The organism is Elizabethkingia sp. YR214 (genome assembly GCF_003058195.1).
Taxonomy (GTDB): domain Bacteria; phylum Bacteroidota; class Bacteroidia; order Flavobacteriales; family Weeksellaceae; genus Elizabethkingia.
The window spans coordinates 408525-425672 of the sequence record NZ_QBUH01000004.1; the positions used below are offsets into that span (position 1 = coordinate 408525).

Here is a 17148-nt window from a genome sequence, read left to right on the forward strand (position 1 = left end):
GAATTTGGTTGGATGATTTCACCTAAATTGTTGATGGCCGAAAATGTATATTTTTTGTCATTGCAGCCAGATAACATTCTCTGTACATTTGCATCAAAGACAATGGAAGCATGAAGCAGATATCTAACGACAGAGTAATGAAAAATATAGTGTTACTCATATTACCACAGGTACAGTTATTGGATGTAGCGGGGCCTTGTGATGTATTTACATCAGCAAATATTTTTCTGGCAGATCAAAAGCCCGGTTCTGGCTATAAAGTATTTCTTGTTTCAGGAATAAGAGATAAAATGATAACCTCGAGTTCCGGAGTAGCGCTAAGCTGTAGTCATACAATTTACGACATAGACTTTCCTGTAGATACACTATTAATAGCAGGCACTTCGCTTTCAGTTTTGGATGAAATAGATCCGGAAATATACCATTGTTTGCAGGATAATGTAGCTGGAGTAAGAAGAATGGGATCGGTTTGTATTGGAGCTTTTGTATTAGCAAAAGCTGGTTTACTAAATGGAAAGCAAGTAACAACTCACTGGAAATATGCTGATACACTACAGAATTCTTATCCGGAATTAGATGTTAATGTTAATCCATTTTTTATCAGGGATCAGCAATTGTATACATCAGGCGGAGTAACCTCCGGAATGGATCTCGCTTTGGCATTATTGGAGGAAGATTTTGGTAAACCTTTGGCAGCAGAAGTTGCACGACACCTTGTATTGCATCTGCGAAGATCTGGCGTCCAGTCTCAGTTTGGAAATGCTCTGCCCGATTATGATATAATGAGTTCTTTTGTAAAGGAGGTACGGAACATGCTTAAACAAAATCTGAGTAAGAATATCACAATTGAAGATATGGCTGAAAATATGAATATGAGTGTCCGCAATTTTTCCAGAGTTTTTCTAAAAGAATCGGGAATAACACCGGGGCATTTTTTAGAAAAAATGAGACTGGATCAGGCAAAAAATATGCTGGAATATACAGCGATGAGCATTGATACAATTGCTGAAAAATGTGGTTTTAGCAGTGCCGTTTCACTCCGAAGACTTTTTATAAAGCATATTTCCATGTCTCCTGCTCAGTACAGAAAGGCTTTCAACGGAGCAGAGTAATTACATTACATTTTTTTGATTTCATAGTATAGCCGACGATCGTAGATCTTCGGAAAGCAAAAGCTATGTCCGATTCTGAAAACATTAATATTAAATAATACAATTATGGAACAAGTACAAAATGCTAAAATGATGAATGTTGCATTTCTGGTTTATGATCAGGTAGAAATGTTAGACCTGAATGGGCCTCTGGATGTTTTTGTAAAAGCAAACGTGATTCGCCCCGGAAGTTATAACAATTATACCGTAGGAAGAACAAAAGATGCTGTGCGTGCCGAGGCCAATACGATGTCTATTATTCCTGCTTACGATATACATACCTGTCCGGAGCCTGATATGATTGTTGTTCCGGGCGCTAATCCGGAACAGATTATGAAGCTTCTTCAGGATCCGGAATTCCAGGAAACAGCATTACAATGGGTAAAGAATAAATATAAAAACGGTACGGAAATTTTTACAGTATGTACGGGGAGCATGTTATTATCAAATACCGGGATACTGGCTAACTATGATATTACAACACATAGTATGCTAATAGATACTCTGGAGCAACATAATCCGGAAAGTAATATAAAGAGAGGAGTACGATATGTGGACCAAGGTCAGTTAATAACTACTGCAGGTATTACGGCCGGAATAGATGCAGCGCTTTATCTTATAGGCAAGCACTATGGGCAGGAAATGGTGGATACCATTATAGAGCTATTCGAGTATCAGCAAAAGAAATAGATGCAGTGTATTAATAAAAAAACCGCTTTATTTAAGCGGTTTTTTATTTTGGAAATCTTTCAGAACTTTTGCTTCATCCGGAGTTTTTAGTTTTGTGACATCGTTAGCAAGATCATTTGGAACCGTCATAGAAAGTACATATTGTACAATCTGCCATTTTCCGTTTTCCTTAATCAGAACACCAGATCCTCTGCAAAGGCTCATATTTTTAGTGTCCAAAACTTCATCTACCCATGCTGTATTGCCGTCTTTAGAAAAAGAAATATGGCGGTCCACAGCTGTGAAATCCCATGCTCTGCCACGATCGAAATAAGGTTTGGCAAAACCTATAAATTCTGATTTTGTCCAACGCTCGGTAGCATCAGTTCCGATATAAATGGATTTATCATGTAGTAATCCGAAATAGCCATTAAAGTCTGCTTTTGCAGCCGCCTGATGCCAGCTGGTCATTAATTTGTCAATTTGCTGTTCTGCTTTTTGTGCTTTTGCAGTAAAAATACAAAGCATAAAAGCCAAAAGGAAAGTTAGTTTTTTCATAATCAGAAAGTTCAATTCAAATATATCAAATTTTATCTTATTGTGCTTAACAATGTCCTAATACTTAAAGGGTAACTATTAATTTAATTGTGTTGTTTATGCTTTTAAAAAGTATCTGATTTAAAAAATTAGAGAATCATAGAAAGCTGAATACGTTTCCGTTGGGAATCTATCTCTACAACTTTTACCTGCACATGCTGATGTAGTTTTACCACTTCACTGACATCAGAAACGAAGCCTTCTTTCAGTTGCGAAATATGCACGAGTCCGCTTTCTTTAATACCGATGTCTACAAAACAGCCAAATGCTGTAATATTGTTAACGATGCCTGGCAGAATCATTCCGGTTTTTACATCCTCCAGTTTACGGATATTCTTATCAAATTCGAATACTTTAGCTGCTTTTCGGGGATCTAATCCTGGTTTTTCCAGTTCTTTCAGAATATCCTGAATTCCTAAAATACCTGTATGATCCGTAATGTAATTCTCAGATTTTACCAGAGCAATTTTTTCTTTATTGCCAATAAAGTCACTCAGTGAAATGTTGAGATCCTTAGCCATTTTCTCTACAATAGAGTAGGCTTCCGGGTGAACAGAAGAATTATCGAGTGGGTTTTCCGCTTCCCTGATGCGTAAAAATCCTGCAGCCTGCTGAAAAGCTTTTTCACCAAGTCGCGGAACTTTCTTTAAAGATTTTCTGTTTGCGAAGGCCCCGTTTTCACTACGGAAGTTTACAATATTTTCTGCCATTTTCTCTCCAATTCCCGAAACGTAGCTTAGCAAGGATTTACTGGCTGTATTTAGATTAATTCCTACGGAGTTTACGCAACGCATAACAGTAGAGTCGAGTTCTTCTTTTAATAAAGTCTGATCCACATCATGCTGGTATTGTCCAACCCCAATAGATTTAGGATCGATCTTTACCAGTTCTGCCAACGGATCAGAAAGTCTTCGGCCAATAGACACAGCACCTCTTACCGTAACATCGTAGCTTGGGAATTCCTCTCTTGCAATTTTGGAAGCTGAATAAACCGACGCTCCGGCTTCGGAGACCACAAAAACCTGTAAAGGTCTGTCAAATGCTATTTTTTTGATAAAGAATTCCGTTTCACGGGAAGCTGTTCCGTTTCCGATGGATATAGCTTCTATATTGTAGGCATTCACCATCGACCGAATTTTTTTCATAGCAGTTCCGGTTTCATTTTGTGGTGCGTGCGGGTATATATTTTCATTATGAAGCAAATCTCCTTTTTCGTCCAGACAAACAATTTTACATCCCGTTCTGTAGCCGGGATCTATGGCTAAAATTCTTTTTTCACCTAAAGGCGAAGCGAGTAGTAGCTGGCGTAGATTTTCTGCAAAAACCTCAATAGCTTTGATATCGGCTTTTAGTTTTGCCTCCTGCAATACTTCATTAGAAATAGCGGGTTCGAGCAATCTTTTGTAAGCATCCTTTGCAGCCAGTTTTATCTGATCAGCACATTCATTATTGCTTCTGATCATTGCTTTTTCTATAATCTGAAGAGCTTCGTCTTTATCAGCATCTATACTGAATTTTATAAATCCTTCGGCCTCAGCACGCAACATTGCCAGAAGTCGGTGCGAAGGGATTCTGGAGATACTTTCTTTCCAGTCAAAGTACTGAGAAAACTTCTGTGCAGCTTCCTCATCTTTTTTAGCCTTGACAACTTTGGAAGAAATCTCGGCTTTGTATTGATATAATTTTCTCAGTTGTTTCCGGATGAAAAGATGTTCGTTCATCCACTCAGCTATAATATCACGTGCTCCCTGTAAAGCATCTTCCTCTGAGGAAACATTATCCGAAAGATAGCGGGAAGAAGATGCGGTAAGGTCTGACGCATTCTGAGCCATAATGATTTTTGCCAGAGGTTCTAATCCTAAAGCTCTTGCTGTATCGGCTTTTGTTTTCTTTTTCTTTTTATAAGGAAGGTAAAGATCTTCAAGATACTGAAGATCAAAAGAAGACTCTATTTTAGACCGTAATTCTTCGGTTAAAGAATCCTGTTCTTCTATAGATTTTAAGATAGACTCCTTACGTTTAACGATTTCATCGTACTGTTTAGAAAGCTTAGCGATTTGTTCAATTTGTACTTCGTCCAGATTTCCTGTTCTGTCTTTTCTGTAGCGTGCTATAAAAGGAATAGTACAATCTTCTGAAAGAAGTTGTAATGTAGTTTCAATTCCTTTTGCAGGAGCTGATATATGTTGCTGAATATATTCGATTTTTGTCATATTAAATAGAAAGAACCGCTAAGATAAGAGAAGTATAGGGGATTTAAAGAATTTAGAATTAAAAAAACGAGAAGCATTCTACCTCTCGTTTTTTATGACTGAAATCTTTTGGCTAAATAGAATTGTGCCTAGAAAATATGCTTATAATTAGATTTTATAGTGTCCAGTACTTCATTTACACGGCCACCAAGCATTAATTTGGTCATAGATTTTGCCATACCGATAATCTGACCAGCGTCTACCTTCGGCGGCATTGCCAGTGCATTTGGATTGGTAAAAACATTTAGGAGATAAGGACCGTTATGCTCGAAAGCTTGTTTTACAGCAGCTTCAACATCTCCAACATTATGGATGTTTTCTCCAATAATTCCCATTGCATCTGCAACTTTGGCAAAATCAGGATTAATCATATCTGTCTGATTATCCGGAAGACCGGCAACCTGCATTTCCAGCCGAACCATTCCTAATGCTCTGTTGTTGAATACAATAATTTTAACGGGAAGATTGTACTGATGAATGGTTGCTAAATCACCTAATAACATGGAAATTCCACCATCACCACACATGGCTACAACTTGTCTTTCAGGATGGGAGAGTGCTGCCCCTATTGCCATTGGCATTGCATTGGCCATGGAACCATGATTAAATGAACCCAGCATTTTTCTTTTACCGGTTGCTTTTATAAAGCGAGCTCCCCATACACAGGTCATTCCGGTATCTACGGTAAAAATAGTATCATCATTGGCATTATTACAGATTGTAGAAGCCAGGAATTCAGGCTGGATATTATCTTCCAATCCGGAATCCTTAACATAAGTCTCCAGGTTTTCTTTTACTTTCTCATAATATTTCAGCTGTTCATCAAGGAAATCCGAATCATCCTTAGCATTTATAAGAGGCAAAAGCGCTTTGATCGTTTCTTTAGCATCTCCACAGAGCCCTAAATCGACTCTTGCACGTCGGCCTAAACGTTCCGGAGCTAAGTCAATCTGTGCAATTTTATTTTTCTCAGGCATAAAAGCCTGATAAGGGAAATCGGTACCAAATAGCAAAATTAAATCAGAATCACACATACTGTTATAGGCAGAGGGGAGTCCTAGTAGTCCCGTCATTCCGACTTCATTCGGATTGTCATGCTGCATGGACATCTTTCCACGGAAAGAATAGCCTACAGGAGCTTTCAGATGTTGTGACAGCTGAACAACTTCTGCATGTGCATTCTCGGCTCCTATACCACAGAAAATGGTTATTTTTTTGTTTTCATTAATGAGATCCGCAAGCTGCTGTAATTCCTGATCATTAGGGCGGATTAAAGGTTGGGTAAAGAAAAAACGATTGGAAGTTACATTTTCTTTAGCTTTTAGTTCGGAAACATCTCCGGGAAGCCCCACAACAGCAACACCCTTTTTAGAGATAGCATGCTGGATAGCCGTTTGCAAAATTCTGGGAGCCTGTTCCGGTGTCATAATCATCTGATTGTAAACACTGCAATCGTCAAATAATTTGATGGTGTTGGTTTCCTGAAAATAGTCCATTCCCATTTCATTGGTATTAATGGTGGAAGCAATAACAAGCATTGGAGCATGTCCGCGATGTGCATCGTAAACACCATTGATAAGGTGTACATGCCCCGGACCACAACTTCCTGCACAACAAGCTAAGCCATCCAATTCGGCTTCAGCTGCTGCTGCATAAGCACCAACTTCTTCATGCCGGACATGTATCCATTTTATTTTTCCGTTTTTACGGACAGCATCATTCAAATGATTGAGGCTATCTCCAGTAACAGCATAAATACGTTTAATACCTGCATCAACAAGCATATCGACCATTTGCTCGGCAATATTTTTTTCCATAATGTTTTGTTTTGATGGTTTCTAACAAAGCTACAGCCTTTTTATTTATCAGTATTTATTAAAATTATTCATGTAATACTTTCGTGTTATAAACGGAATATTTGCAGGATACAGATTCTTAGCCGTTTCTTTATTGATTCAGGATAATTTTAGATTTATTTTATATTACCCTATAAAAAGCACAATCCTCTAAATGTTTACACAAATAGAGGATGGCTCACAGCTAGTTTTACACAAAATTAAAACCAATAATATATTTAATCTTCAAAGACGAATTTTCGTTTTTCATTCCTTTTCGGTATCCCATGGATCTTGTCGTACAAATAAGCCAGGACGGTAGGTTTTTTATAAATTCTGCTATATCTGTATCTGGTATTGAAGTGTCTCAGATGTATTTTATAGGCATCGTACCCGATTACAATAAGTAAACATAGACTGATGACATAAAATACTCTGAACTCCAGATAGTAATAGGTAAGACCAGAGAATACGGCTCCCGCTACATAGGCAATCATAATACTGATAAGCACTTTTGCTCTGGCAATAAGTTCCGGATTCTTTCTGTACTTTTTATGAGTAAACATAGAAAATAAGATTCCAAGGTCGGTTGTTGTACCTGTAAGGTGGGTTGTTTTTATCGAGAAGTTGGAAATACTTGCAGTAAGACCGTTTTGTAAACCTGTTGCGAATAACATTAGTGCAACCAGATATTCGGTTTCTTCCAGTGTTTTTTGATAATAAAACTGCCCGTAAATACCTACAAATAACAGACACATAATTTCCAGCACAATTGGCATTGCATGTGCAAAATACTTGCTCTTTTTGTTGAAATTTATGACAATAAGGTTGGATAAAAAGCTTCCGAAGAAGAATAGGAAAATCCATCCTCCAACAACTGCAGCTTTAGCCCAGCTTCCCTTACTTATTTCAGCAGCCAGAATAGCATAGTGTCCCGTTACATTTGAGGTAAATGAGAGAAATATCAATAAAGAGGCTATATTTATAGTACCGGCCGTAAAAGCTGTCAGCGTCCCCAGCCTGATATTATCTCCCAGTGTCCTGCTGCTACTATAATTCCTTAACATTTGTGCGTTTTTTAATCGTTATTATTTAGCTTCCTGTGCTTGCGAATATCTCCGCAAGTCTTCCTCTTTCCGGTAAGCTCTGAGGAACTTCAACGGAAATTTCTGTGTATTGCAATTCTTTACATTTTCTGATGTAAGGAATAATACTGAATTTTCCTTTTCCTTTGCTTCTTACAGAAGGAGAGTAGTAAGCTTCCTGAATGTTTGTTGCTTTTACATAATTGTTGAATGTTCTTTGGAAACTTCCTGTGAAAACATCACATACAATTTTGTCAATCAGGTGTGAGTATTTGTTTCGAATAATTTCATAAGCATCACAGAATTCCTGTGGTCTTATTTTATTGAAAATTGTGTTTTTGTTTGTGAACAGGAGATCTCTTATAGAGTCACTCATGTCGTATCCGGAAACAAACAGTATGTTATATTGAGTATTATCTTGTAAAGCGTTTTTTTCCTGTAATACTCTTTTCAATATATTTAATGATTCTAGTGAGTAATCGGTGGCTATTAAAATGGTCTTGCTCATAACTTTGGGGTTTGGTTCTGTATTATCTTATTTTGATGATACAAAACTATACCCACCGTATTAGAAAGACTTTGGAAACAAATTAAAATGTGATTAACGAGATTAAAATGAGATTAGAATTTTAATTTTGATAAATTTTTGAAAGCTGTATAAAGATAAAAACCTTACAATTTTGTAAGGTTTTTTAATATGTAAATATAGGCGCTCACAGAGCGATAGATTAGCTTATTTAAGCTTGTTTTTCCTCGTTTTGTGTACTATAGAAATTAGGAAAGCGAAGTTGTACTGTAGTGCCTTGATTTTCATGTGAGGTTACAATCAGTTCTCCGTGGTGTATTCTTACAATATTCCGTGCAAGAGGAAGACCAATTCCATAGCCTTCATAATTTTTGGTATTAGATGCCCTGAAGAAAGGGTCATAAATTTTGTTCATCTCCTGTTCCGGAATACCAATTCCGGAATCTTTTATAATAATGTAAACATCTGTGTCTGTTGCGCCTAGAGAAACTTTTACCTGCTGGAAGTTAGAATATTTGCATCCGTTACTGATGATGTTTGCCAGAGCGAGATGCAATAGCTGTTCATTCCCCTGTACTTTAAGCTTTTTGGGATTATCAGGAAGCATACTGATATCAAGGAATATGTTATTTCGGGGATCGATTCTTTTCAGTGTTTCAATAACATCCCAAAGCAACTGATCGGTTCTTACCTTATCAAACTTCTGGATTTTACCATCAAATCCGGTCTGGGCGATCATTAATAAGGCTTTGATTTTTTTATCAAGCTTTTCCGCTTCATTTAGAATAATCTCCAATGTATCTTTGTATTCTTCTGTGGTTCTGTTAATGGAAAGTGCAACATCTGCTTCTCCCATAATAGAAGTGAGGGGAGTTCTTAATTCATGTGAAACATTTCCGATAAGATGATTTTGAGTTTCGAAAGAAGTCTCAATACGGTTTAGCATATCGTTGAAAGTTTCAACCAACTCGTTAAGCTCCTTATTACCAGGCTGAGGTCCTAGTCGGAGGTGTAAATTTTCGGAGCTGATTTCTTTTACCTTACCTGTAATCTTTAATATCGGCTTGAATAAAGTTTTGGATAAATAAAAAGAAAATATCATACTAAAGAATAAGGAAAGTACAATACATGTAATAAGGGTTCTTTTTAGATATTCCAGATAATAGGCCACATAGTGATTTTTCGCAGAGGCAATCGCTATGTAATTTTTATCATCAACCCTGAAAGTCTGTCCGATGTAATAAAACTCCTTATCATTATGATTGGCTTCTCCGTTCTTCACAATATTTCTGAAAAAAGAAGAGGGGATATGAACTTTCTGAGAAATTTTGCTGAAGTTAGAATCTTTCGGAACTGCAAAAACATAATCTTTTTCCATCGGGAGTTCCTCATCGTTCAGGCTGCTGAGAATATAGTTTTCCGGAAGGTCCAAGTGTTCTTTGCTTTTTTCTATTTGTACAATAGTTGTTGTACGGATTTTAAGTAGTTCATAAAACCGTTGGTGAGAAAAGTTGACAATAGAAAAGTAAACTAAACCACTAAAAAGAATAATAATACTGGTAAATACTAGCATTAAGAGTATCATGGTTTTTGTCTGATTTGTGATAACTTTTTTAAACATCTGCTACGGTCTTTTTAGTACATAACCCATTCCAATAACTGTATGGATTAGTTTATTATCCGGATTATCCAGTTTCTTTCTAAGATAGTTTACATAAACATCCACAACATTGGTTCCCAGCTCATAGTTTACACCCCATACCGCATCCAGAATTTCCACACGGGAAATAACTTTTTCCGGGTTATTAAGGAAATAAACCAGTAGTTTATATTCTGTAGAAGTGAGATTAACCTCTTCGCCACCCCGTGTTACCTTTTTAGTGTAATCATTCACCACAAGATCAGAAAATCTGTAAATATGCTCTTCATCAGCTTCTGGTTCAGGTGTTTCCGGAATAGTGTTATTACCACTTCTTCTCAGTAATGATTTTATACGGGCGACAAGCTCAATAAACTTGAAAGGTTTTACCAGATAATCATCGCCACCACTTTCCAGTCCGAGCACTATATTTTCTGAAGTTCCGAGAGCTGTAAGAAAAAGAATTGGTACCTGTTTATTGGTTTTTCTGATCTCTTTGCATACATCCAGACCATTCATTTCAGGGAGCATAATATCCAGGATTACAAGATCAAAATCATTAGCTTCCACCAGCTGTACACCAGTACGCCCGTCAAAAGCCACTGAAATTTCATAACCTTTTTCCTGAAGTCCTTTCTTTATAAATGATACCACACTGGTCTCGTCTTCGATCAGAATAATTTTTTCCATAAGCAATGAATGTTACAAAAATATAAAAATTGAAACGCAAACAAAACCCGGACGCAAATGATATTTGGTGATGAGACCTAAAATATAACCAAAGAAAGAAACAGCTAGTCCTTTTTCACAAGTAAAATCCAGTCTTCTTCCAGAATTTTGTATCCTTGATTGTAAATAAACCGGTATTCTGAGCCATTTTTATAGGTAATAATTTGAGTAATAAAGTTAAAGTCAAAACCTAATGATAATAGTTTTTGATGGGAAATTTTCGTTTTTCCGTCTTTATTGGCATTAATCAGGATGCGGTAATTTTTTCTTAACCGGTTATTAATGTTCCGCATCAGGTTGGTGTTGTCTTTATTTTGTCTGTTGTTATAGGCATTCCGACATCCGTCCGAACAGAATTTTTTATCCGATCGGCCTGATATTTTTTCATCACATTCCAGACAGAATTGCATGTTTTTTTATTTAATCATTTCAAATATAGTATTTTATTATTTTAATTAATCTTTTGTAGTTTAAATAATTATGATTTTTGACAATAAAAAAGGATGTAAAATAAAAATCGTAACTTTTTGATATATAAATTTTTAGATTTAGTTAAACGATTACAAATGACTATAAATATTTTTTTACCGCTTAAAACATTGCGTAACTTTCATCTTTGCTACAGAAAATCAACTAAGTTTAATTTTAAAATCATACAAACATGTCACTAAGAAACAAAGTTATTTTATTCGGACACACAGGTAAAGACGTAGAAGTAACCCAGTTCGAAAAAGGGATTAAAGCTTCCGTTAGTTTAGCAACCAATGATTATTATACCAATACTCAGGGCGAAAAGATTGAAGAAACCCAATGGCATAATCTTATTGTTTACGGCAAATTGGCAGAAGTATTTGAGAAGTATGTTACCAAAGGCAAAGAGATTGCAATAGAGGGAAAGCTGACCTACAGAAGCTATGAAGATAAAGACGGAAATATGCGCTATATTACCGAAATCAGAGTAGAAGAACTTCTGATGATGAAATAATTAATAATATTCAGCCTGTTGGATGTCTATTACATTTATTTGCCACATTATGCTTATTTTTGTGCTTTAGAGAAAAGATAAAGAATGAAGCCTAGTCTAGCAAAAGGAACACGCGACTTTACAGCACAGGAAGTTTCCCGCAGGAAATATATTATTAATACATTACAAAAGAATTTTGAGCTTTTTGGTTTCCAACCTTTGGAAACGCCAAGCTTTGAAAACTTGTCAACCCTTACTGGTAAATACGGAGAAGAGGGAGACCGTCTAATTTTCAAAATATTGAGTTCAGGTAATTATACGGAGAAAGTGAACGAAAATGATTGGCAGAATAAAGATGCTAAAAAATTAACTTCACAAATTTCTGATAAGGCTTTGCGTTACGACCTTACAGTACCGTTTGCAAGATTCGTTGCGATGAATCATGGGCAGTTGACTTTTCCTTTTAAGCGTTATCAAATTCAACCGGTATGGCGTGCAGATCGTCCACAGAAAGGAAGATTCAGAGAATTCTACCAGTGTGATGCTGATGTTGTAGGTTCCGAAAGCCTTTGGCAGGAAGTAGAACTGGTGCAGTTATATTTCAAAGCTTTTAAAGAGCTTGGTGTTCCGGTAGCTATTCAAATGAATAACCGTAAAATTCTTTCCGGTCTTGCGGAATATGCAGGAATAACAGAGCAGCTAATTGACTTTACAGTAGCACTGGACAAACTGGACAAAATCGGTAAAGATGGTGTAACCAAAGAAATGCAGGAAAAAGGTATTTCAGATGTAGCTATTGAAAAACTAGACTTTCTTTTTCATCAGAAAAATAATGCATTAGAAAACCTTCAGGAACTAAAAGTAAAGTTTGAAGGTGTGGAAGTAGGCATTCAGGGAGTTACGGAACTGGAATTTGTTTTGTCTAAAGCTATGGAATTAGGAATAGACAGTCAGGATTTGGTATTCAATATCACCCTAGCCAGAGGATTAGATTATTATACAGGCGCTATCTTTGAAGTAAAAGCGAAAGGAGTAGAAATGGGTTCTATTGGCGGCGGTGGTCGTTATAACAACCTGACAGAAGTTTTTGGAGTAAAGAATATACCAGGAATCGGCATTTCCTTCGGCCTGGACAGAACTTACCTAGTAATGGAAGAATTAGGTCTGTTCCCGGAGAATGCTACTGTAAAAGTAGAGTATCTTTTTGCTAATTACGGAGAAGATGAAGCAATAGAAGCGATGAAGCTTATTGCAAAACTTAGAGAAAAAGGAATTTCTGCAGAACTCTATCCGGAAGCAGCAAAATTGAAAAAACAATTTGCATATGCTGAGAAAAAAGAGATTCCACATCTTGTTTTTCTGGGTAAAGATGAAATTGAAAATGCCCGAATCACAATAAAAAATCTGGCATCAGGAGAGCAGGAAACAATTGAACAATCCGAATTTCTTAAATAAATAAAACCACCTTAAGGTGGTTTTTTGTTGCATAATATTAATGAAAAATTCATTTTAAATATTCTTACTGATTTTTAAAATGGTTATATTTGGTTTATTAATAATTCTAAATAATCTAAACTATGTTAACTATTTTGCAATCGTACGATTCTTCGTACTATGACAACTCAGGCTCCGCAGCTGCAGGAGCAATTTTCGGAATCGGTTTTCTGATTTTTTATATTCTTGTCTATGTAGCCGTTTGCTTTTGCTGGTATAAGACATTTCAAAAAGCAGGAAGAGAAGATGCGTGGGCAGCATTTATACCTTTTTATAATCTTATTGTCCTTGTGCAGATTATTAAAAAACCAACTTGGTGGTTTATTTTATTCTTTATTCCGTTTGTCAATTTATACGCTTTATTTATTGCTGGGGATAAACTGGCAAAAGGTTTTGGAAAAGGAGAAAATAGTACTATATGGGGAGTTATAGCAATATTTACTTCACTATTTGTTAATATGATTGTTCATGCTTTCGGTAGTGATCCATTTGACTCTTCTTTAATTCCGGATGAAACCGCTTAGCAGTATAAAGTAAAAATAATGGAAACCGCTGATTCAGCGGTTTTTTATTAACTTTAAACACCAAACTTATTACAATATGAAAAATGCAGTTTCATCTTTATTTATGATTGCTGTACTGGTACTTTCCTGTAAGAAACAGGAAAAAGTACAGGGAACAGATATACCAAAAGGATATAGCCTGATTATACTAAAACAAGATTCTGTTATTTACAGTGATTCTATAAAGGCTACAGATTCACTTACCATTGCTTATTCAGACAGAATTTTAGTTTTTCCGGATATAAAAGAAAAAGCTATTCTGGATTCATTATATCCGTTTATAAAGCCTGTAAGTTATTCCAAACCGGATTTGGAGGCAGCTGCTAAAAAAGCCGCTGAGGGTCTTTTTACTAAAATCAAAAAGGATTATCTGGCCGGAGGTGTAGTTCTTGGAAATAAATGGTACGAGGATAATTCTATGCGTCTGAGAAGCTTTACCAATAATTATCTTTCTATAGAATATACATGGGCAAGTTATATGGGGGGAGCTCATGATAACTATGGCTTTATGGAAAAGGTTTTTGATTTAAAAAGTAACAGACAACTAGTACTGTCAGATATTACCTCGATGCCTAAAAGCAAGCTTGAAAAACTACTGATGAAAAATGTAGATAAAATACCTACAGGAACAGAGAATGGGGAAGGAGCTGTAAAAGTTTCAGATGGATTGTTATTCGATAAAGTAACAGTAAATGATAACTTCTATTTTGATGATAAAAATCTGTATTTCCATTATAGTCCCTATGAAATAGCAGCTTTTGCCGCCGGAGATATTACAATTCCTGTTTCGTGGAAAGAATTGGAAGGAACCATTAATCCGGAATTTATGAAAAGAATGAAAATTAATACGAAATAGACCTTTTATGCAAAATTACCAGAATCATAAACGTTATTATCTGCCACATCATTTTATATTTTATCCAGTAGGACTTATTCTGTTCGGTATATCTCTTTATCATATGGGATATTCATTGGGGAATAATAATGGCGAGTTCTGGATGTGGTTTGTACTTTCGGGAACAATCTTCCTAATTATATGGGTCGCTTTTATGATGAGACAGCATTATGCACTGACATTGCAAAACAGAATTGTTGTAGATGAGGTGAAGTTCAGGTACTTTCGGTTAACCGGAAAAAATATAGATGATATTGGCTATATATTCAGCGATTCTCAATTATTTGCATTAAGATTTGCTAACGATAATGAATTTTCAGGACTTGTAGAGGAGGTTATCTCAGAGGATCTGAACGCAGACCAGATTAAGAAACGTATAAAAAACTGGAAAGCAGATAACAGAAGAGTTTAAAGAAACTAAAAGACTTCACAGAGATGGAGTCTTTTTTTGTACCTTTGGCCTTTCAAAATCATGGACGCAGTATTTATCATCAATCCGTTTTCGGCAAAAAAAAATTATAAAGATTTTTTAGAAAAGCTTCAGCAAAAATATCCTGAGGCTAATTTTATGATTTCTAAGTCGATAGAAGATACTCATCGGTTTATTGATGAGAATTTTGCTTCCACAGAAGTTTTTGTGGCTGTAGGTGGGGATGGTACTATTTCTACCGTTGCCCAAAAACTAATTAATACAGACAAAATTTTGGCTGTTTTTCCTGCCGGTTCAGGAAATGGTTTTTCTAATGAAACCAATTTCACCAAAAATATAGACGCCCTTCTTCAAAAGATTAAGCAGAAGAAGTTTCATAAGATTGACACTTTTACCGTAAATGGTAATTTGTCTATTAATGTATCGGGAACTGGATTTGATGGAGAGGTTATTAAAAAATTTGAGAAAACCAGTCGTGGTTTTACCAATTACATTAAGGTTACTGTAAAGACCTTTTTTATTTTCAAATCTATTAAGGTAGAATTTGAAGATAAATACAAGCAGTATAACGGAAATTACCTGATGTTGAATGTAGCCAATACACGTCAGTTTGGGAATAATGCTTATATCGCTCCTCATGCTGATTATAGTGATGGCCTTGTAGATATAGTATTGGTTAAAAAATTCCCGTTATGGCATTCTTTAGCATTTGCATTCAGAATGTTTACAAAAAACCTGAAAGAAAACGAATACCTGACTTACTTTCCGGTATCTGACCTGAAATTTAGTGTCAGAAATTCTAAAGCCTGGCATTTGGACGGAGAAGGAGTAGAAATTGATTCTCCGATAGAAATAAAAGTTTTACCTCATAGCCTTAATATATTAGTCGATTAATCGATTAGCTACAAGATTATCTCAGATTTTCTAGTTGTTGAAAGACAGGAAGCATTTGTTTTCCTCTTTCAGATAGTGTGTATTCTATATGCAGAGGTTTTAATTTAATAGTATTTTTAATCAACAGCCCTTCAGCTTCTAATTCCTTTAGTGCTGTGGCAATACTTTGTTTATTAGATCCTTCAATTTGTCTCAGTAAACTACTAAACCTTAGTGGTCCTTCTATTGCCAGCCGAAAAATCTGTGGCTTCCATTTTCCTGATAATAGCTTCAAAAGTTCTTCTGCAGGACAACATTCATGATTTTTATTGTTACTATTAGTAGTCATATTTTTTTGACTTATTGCTATTTAAGATTAACTGCTACAATTTTGTATAACAGAAATCAAAAATAAATAAATTAAATTTCATGATATGACAGAAAATAAAAATAATCCGCTTTTATGTAACCCTGATACCGGAATATGTGAACTTCCAGTAACGGAAATTGATACTGATTATAAAGGAATATATACCAAGGATAAGCCTCTTCAGCTTATTTATTTTACGGATCCTATTTGTTCTTCCTGTTGGGGGATCGAACCACAGCTGAGAAAACTAAAACTGGAATATGGAAGTATTTTGGATATAGAATACCATATGGGTGGACTGTTACCTAATTGGAGCTATGACAGTGGAGGTATTAGTAAACCTTCGGATGTAGCACATCATTGGGATGAAGTTAGCCTGTATTATGATATGCCTATTGATGGAGATGTGTGGCTGGAAGATCCTCTGAGTTCATCTTATCCGCCTTCTATTGCTTTTAAAGTAGCAGAGATACAGAATAAAGATAAAGCTATCGCTTTTTTAAGAATTCTAAGAGAGCTGGTTTTCCTGAAGAAAAAGAATATTGCCAAATGGGAATTTATTGCCATAGCAGCCGAAGAAGCTGGATTGGATATTGTAAAGCTAAAAACGGATTTTGAAGGAGTTGGTCAAAAACTTTTTGAAGCAGATTTACAGCTGGCAAGAGATTATGGTGTTAGAGGGTTTCCGACCATATTTATACAGAATAAATTGGGAGAGAGGGAAATGATCTATGGTACTAAACCATATTCATTTTTTGAAACAGCAATCCTAAAACTTAATTCTGCTATTGCTAAAGAACAATATAATAAAAACCATGAAGCTCTTTTCTCCAAATACAATTCGTTAACTGCCAGAGAATTTTCTGAATTGTCCGGAATATCCCGTAATGAGAGCGAGGAATATCTGAATGAGCTTACTGATAAAGGCATTTTGGAAAAATTAATGACTAAAAATGGCTCTTTGTGGATTAGAAAATCTTCAGATAAAATATAAACAAGAATGGATTTAATTATTTAGTTTTCAGTTATTTGGAATTCAGATGTGGAAATTTACTAAATGCAATATAGTTGCAGTA

Annotated in this window: 18 protein-coding genes; 9 read left to right on the forward strand and 9 right to left on the reverse strand. The window is 35.7% G+C overall.

Translation table 11 applies throughout. The features are described 5' to 3' along the window. The first annotated feature begins 110 nt into the window (after positions 1-110). The gene (locus C8J95_RS10425) at positions 111-1112 is read left to right on the forward strand and encodes a GlxA family transcriptional regulator (protein WP_107808274.1); all 1002 of its coding nucleotides are present in this window, start codon (positions 111-113) and stop codon (positions 1110-1112) included. Positions 1113-1217: 105 nt separating this feature from the next. Then, positions 1218-1841, forward strand: a complete 624-nt coding sequence (locus C8J95_RS10430) for a DJ-1/PfpI family protein (RefSeq protein ID WP_107808275.1) — start codon at positions 1218-1220, stop codon at positions 1839-1841. Between the two features lie 27 nt (positions 1842-1868). On the opposite strand, the gene C8J95_RS10435 is transcribed toward C8J95_RS10430, so the two are convergent. From C8J95_RS10435 to C8J95_RS10470, 8 genes are all read right to left on the reverse strand, one after another. Next, positions 1869-2378 carry a nuclear transport factor 2 family protein gene (locus C8J95_RS10435; RefSeq protein ID WP_107808276.1) on the reverse strand — a complete coding sequence of 170 codons (510 nt, stop codon included), beginning with the start codon at positions 2376-2378 and terminating at the stop codon, positions 1869-1871. A gap of 128 nt (positions 2379-2506) precedes the next feature. Next, on the reverse strand, positions 2507-4630 hold the full coding sequence (locus tag C8J95_RS10440) for a Tex family protein (protein WP_107808277.1): 2124 nt from the start codon (positions 4628-4630) through the stop codon (positions 2507-2509). Positions 4631-4758: 128 nt separating this feature from the next. Continuing rightward, positions 4759-6486: a thiamine pyrophosphate-dependent enzyme gene (locus tag C8J95_RS10445; protein WP_107808278.1), complete on the reverse strand. Its 1728-nt coding sequence runs from the start codon at positions 6484-6486 to the stop codon at positions 4759-4761. Between the two features lie 257 nt (positions 6487-6743). Beyond that, positions 6744-7571 (reverse strand): YoaK family protein, encoded by an 828-nt coding sequence (locus C8J95_RS10450; protein ID WP_107808279.1) that lies wholly within the window; start codon positions 7569-7571, stop codon positions 6744-6746. Positions 7572-7596: 25 nt separating this feature from the next. After that, positions 7597-8097 (reverse strand): hypothetical protein, encoded by a 501-nt coding sequence (locus C8J95_RS10455; protein ID WP_107808280.1) that lies wholly within the window; start codon positions 8095-8097, stop codon positions 7597-7599. A gap of 229 nt (positions 8098-8326) precedes the next feature. Beyond that, on the reverse strand, positions 8327-9688 hold the full coding sequence (locus C8J95_RS10460; protein ID WP_255412775.1) for a HAMP domain-containing sensor histidine kinase: 1362 nt from the start codon (positions 9686-9688) through the stop codon (positions 8327-8329). Positions 9689-9739: 51 nt separating this feature from the next. Further along, entirely contained in the window at positions 9740-10444 is a 705-nt protein-coding gene (locus tag C8J95_RS10465) for a response regulator transcription factor (protein ID WP_107808282.1), read from the reverse strand. Positions 10445-10548: 104 nt separating this feature from the next. After that, entirely contained in the window at positions 10549-10893 is a 345-nt protein-coding gene (locus tag C8J95_RS10470) for a hypothetical protein (RefSeq protein WP_107808283.1), read from the reverse strand. Between the two features lie 251 nt (positions 10894-11144). On the opposite strand from C8J95_RS10470, the gene C8J95_RS10475 reads away from it, so the two are divergent. From C8J95_RS10475 to C8J95_RS10500, 6 genes are all read left to right on the forward strand, one after another. Next, entirely contained in the window at positions 11145-11468 is a 324-nt protein-coding gene (locus C8J95_RS10475) for a single-stranded DNA-binding protein (protein ID WP_034870345.1), read from the forward strand. An 84-nt stretch (positions 11469-11552) separates the two neighbouring features. Continuing rightward, complete coding sequence (hisS, locus tag C8J95_RS10480; protein ID WP_107808284.1) at positions 11553-12902, forward strand: histidine--tRNA ligase; 1350 nt, start codon at positions 11553-11555, stop codon at positions 12900-12902. A gap of 122 nt (positions 12903-13024) precedes the next feature. Next, on the forward strand, positions 13025-13465 hold the full coding sequence (locus C8J95_RS10485) for a DUF5684 domain-containing protein (protein WP_107808285.1): 441 nt from the start codon (positions 13025-13027) through the stop codon (positions 13463-13465). A 76-nt stretch (positions 13466-13541) separates the two neighbouring features. Then, entirely contained in the window at positions 13542-14360 is an 819-nt protein-coding gene (locus tag C8J95_RS10490; RefSeq protein ID WP_107808286.1) for an RsiV family protein, read from the forward strand. 7 nt (positions 14361-14367) lie between these two features. Further along, on the forward strand, positions 14368-14811 hold the full coding sequence (locus C8J95_RS10495; protein ID WP_107808287.1) for a DUF6526 family protein: 444 nt from the start codon (positions 14368-14370) through the stop codon (positions 14809-14811). Between the two features lie 60 nt (positions 14812-14871). Beyond that, positions 14872-15723 (forward strand): diacylglycerol kinase family protein, encoded by an 852-nt coding sequence (locus C8J95_RS10500; protein ID WP_107808288.1) that lies wholly within the window; start codon positions 14872-14874, stop codon positions 15721-15723. Between the two features lie 16 nt (positions 15724-15739). Here C8J95_RS10500 and C8J95_RS10505 read toward each other — a convergent pair whose 3' ends face one another. Then, positions 15740-16051 carry a helix-turn-helix domain-containing protein gene (locus tag C8J95_RS10505; protein WP_078402118.1) on the reverse strand — a complete coding sequence of 104 codons (312 nt, stop codon included), beginning with the start codon at positions 16049-16051 and terminating at the stop codon, positions 15740-15742. A gap of 85 nt (positions 16052-16136) precedes the next feature. Here C8J95_RS10505 and C8J95_RS10510 point away from each other — a divergent pair, with 85 nt between their 5' ends. After that, positions 16137-17066, forward strand: a complete 930-nt coding sequence (locus C8J95_RS10510) for a DsbA family protein (RefSeq protein WP_107808289.1) — start codon at positions 16137-16139, stop codon at positions 17064-17066. Positions 17067-17148: the final 82 nt, after the last annotated feature.

Coding starts and splice junctions, on each gene's coding strand:
- C8J95_RS10425 (WP_107808274.1), top strand. CDS start 111: ATGAAGCAGATATCTAACGACAGAGTAATGAAAAATATAGTGTTACTC.
- C8J95_RS10430 (WP_107808275.1), top strand. CDS start 1,218: ATGGAACAAGTACAAAATGCTAAAATGATGAATGTTGCATTTCTGGTT.
- C8J95_RS10435 (WP_107808276.1), bottom strand. CDS start 2,378: ATGAAAAAACTAACTTTCCTTTTGGCTTTTATGCTTTGTATTTTTACT.
- C8J95_RS10440 (WP_107808277.1), bottom strand. CDS start 4,630: ATGACAAAAATCGAATATATTCAGCAACATATATCAGCTCCTGCAAAA.
- C8J95_RS10445 (WP_107808278.1), bottom strand. CDS start 6,486: ATGGAAAAAAATATTGCCGAGCAAATGGTCGATATGCTTGTTGATGCA.
- C8J95_RS10450 (WP_107808279.1), bottom strand. CDS start 7,571: ATGTTAAGGAATTATAGTAGCAGCAGGACACTGGGAGATAATATCAGG.
- C8J95_RS10455 (WP_107808280.1), bottom strand. CDS start 8,097: ATGAGCAAGACCATTTTAATAGCCACCGATTACTCACTAGAATCATTA.
- C8J95_RS10460 (WP_255412775.1), bottom strand. CDS start 9,688: ATGCTAGTATTTACCAGTATTATTATTCTTTTTAGTGGTTTAGTTTAC.
- C8J95_RS10465 (WP_107808282.1), bottom strand. CDS start 10,444: ATGGAAAAAATTATTCTGATCGAAGACGAGACCAGTGTGGTATCATTT.
- C8J95_RS10470 (WP_107808283.1), bottom strand. CDS start 10,893: ATGCAATTCTGTCTGGAATGTGATGAAAAAATATCAGGCCGATCGGAT.
- C8J95_RS10475 (WP_034870345.1), top strand. CDS start 11,145: ATGTCACTAAGAAACAAAGTTATTTTATTCGGACACACAGGTAAAGAC.
- hisS (WP_107808284.1), top strand. CDS start 11,553: ATGAAGCCTAGTCTAGCAAAAGGAACACGCGACTTTACAGCACAGGAA.
- C8J95_RS10485 (WP_107808285.1), top strand. CDS start 13,025: ATGTTAACTATTTTGCAATCGTACGATTCTTCGTACTATGACAACTCA.
- C8J95_RS10490 (WP_107808286.1), top strand. CDS start 13,542: ATGAAAAATGCAGTTTCATCTTTATTTATGATTGCTGTACTGGTACTT.
- C8J95_RS10495 (WP_107808287.1), top strand. CDS start 14,368: ATGCAAAATTACCAGAATCATAAACGTTATTATCTGCCACATCATTTT.
- C8J95_RS10500 (WP_107808288.1), top strand. CDS start 14,872: ATGGACGCAGTATTTATCATCAATCCGTTTTCGGCAAAAAAAAATTAT.
- C8J95_RS10505 (WP_078402118.1), bottom strand. CDS start 16,051: ATGACTACTAATAGTAACAATAAAAATCATGAATGTTGTCCTGCAGAA.
- C8J95_RS10510 (WP_107808289.1), top strand. CDS start 16,137: ATGACAGAAAATAAAAATAATCCGCTTTTATGTAACCCTGATACCGGA.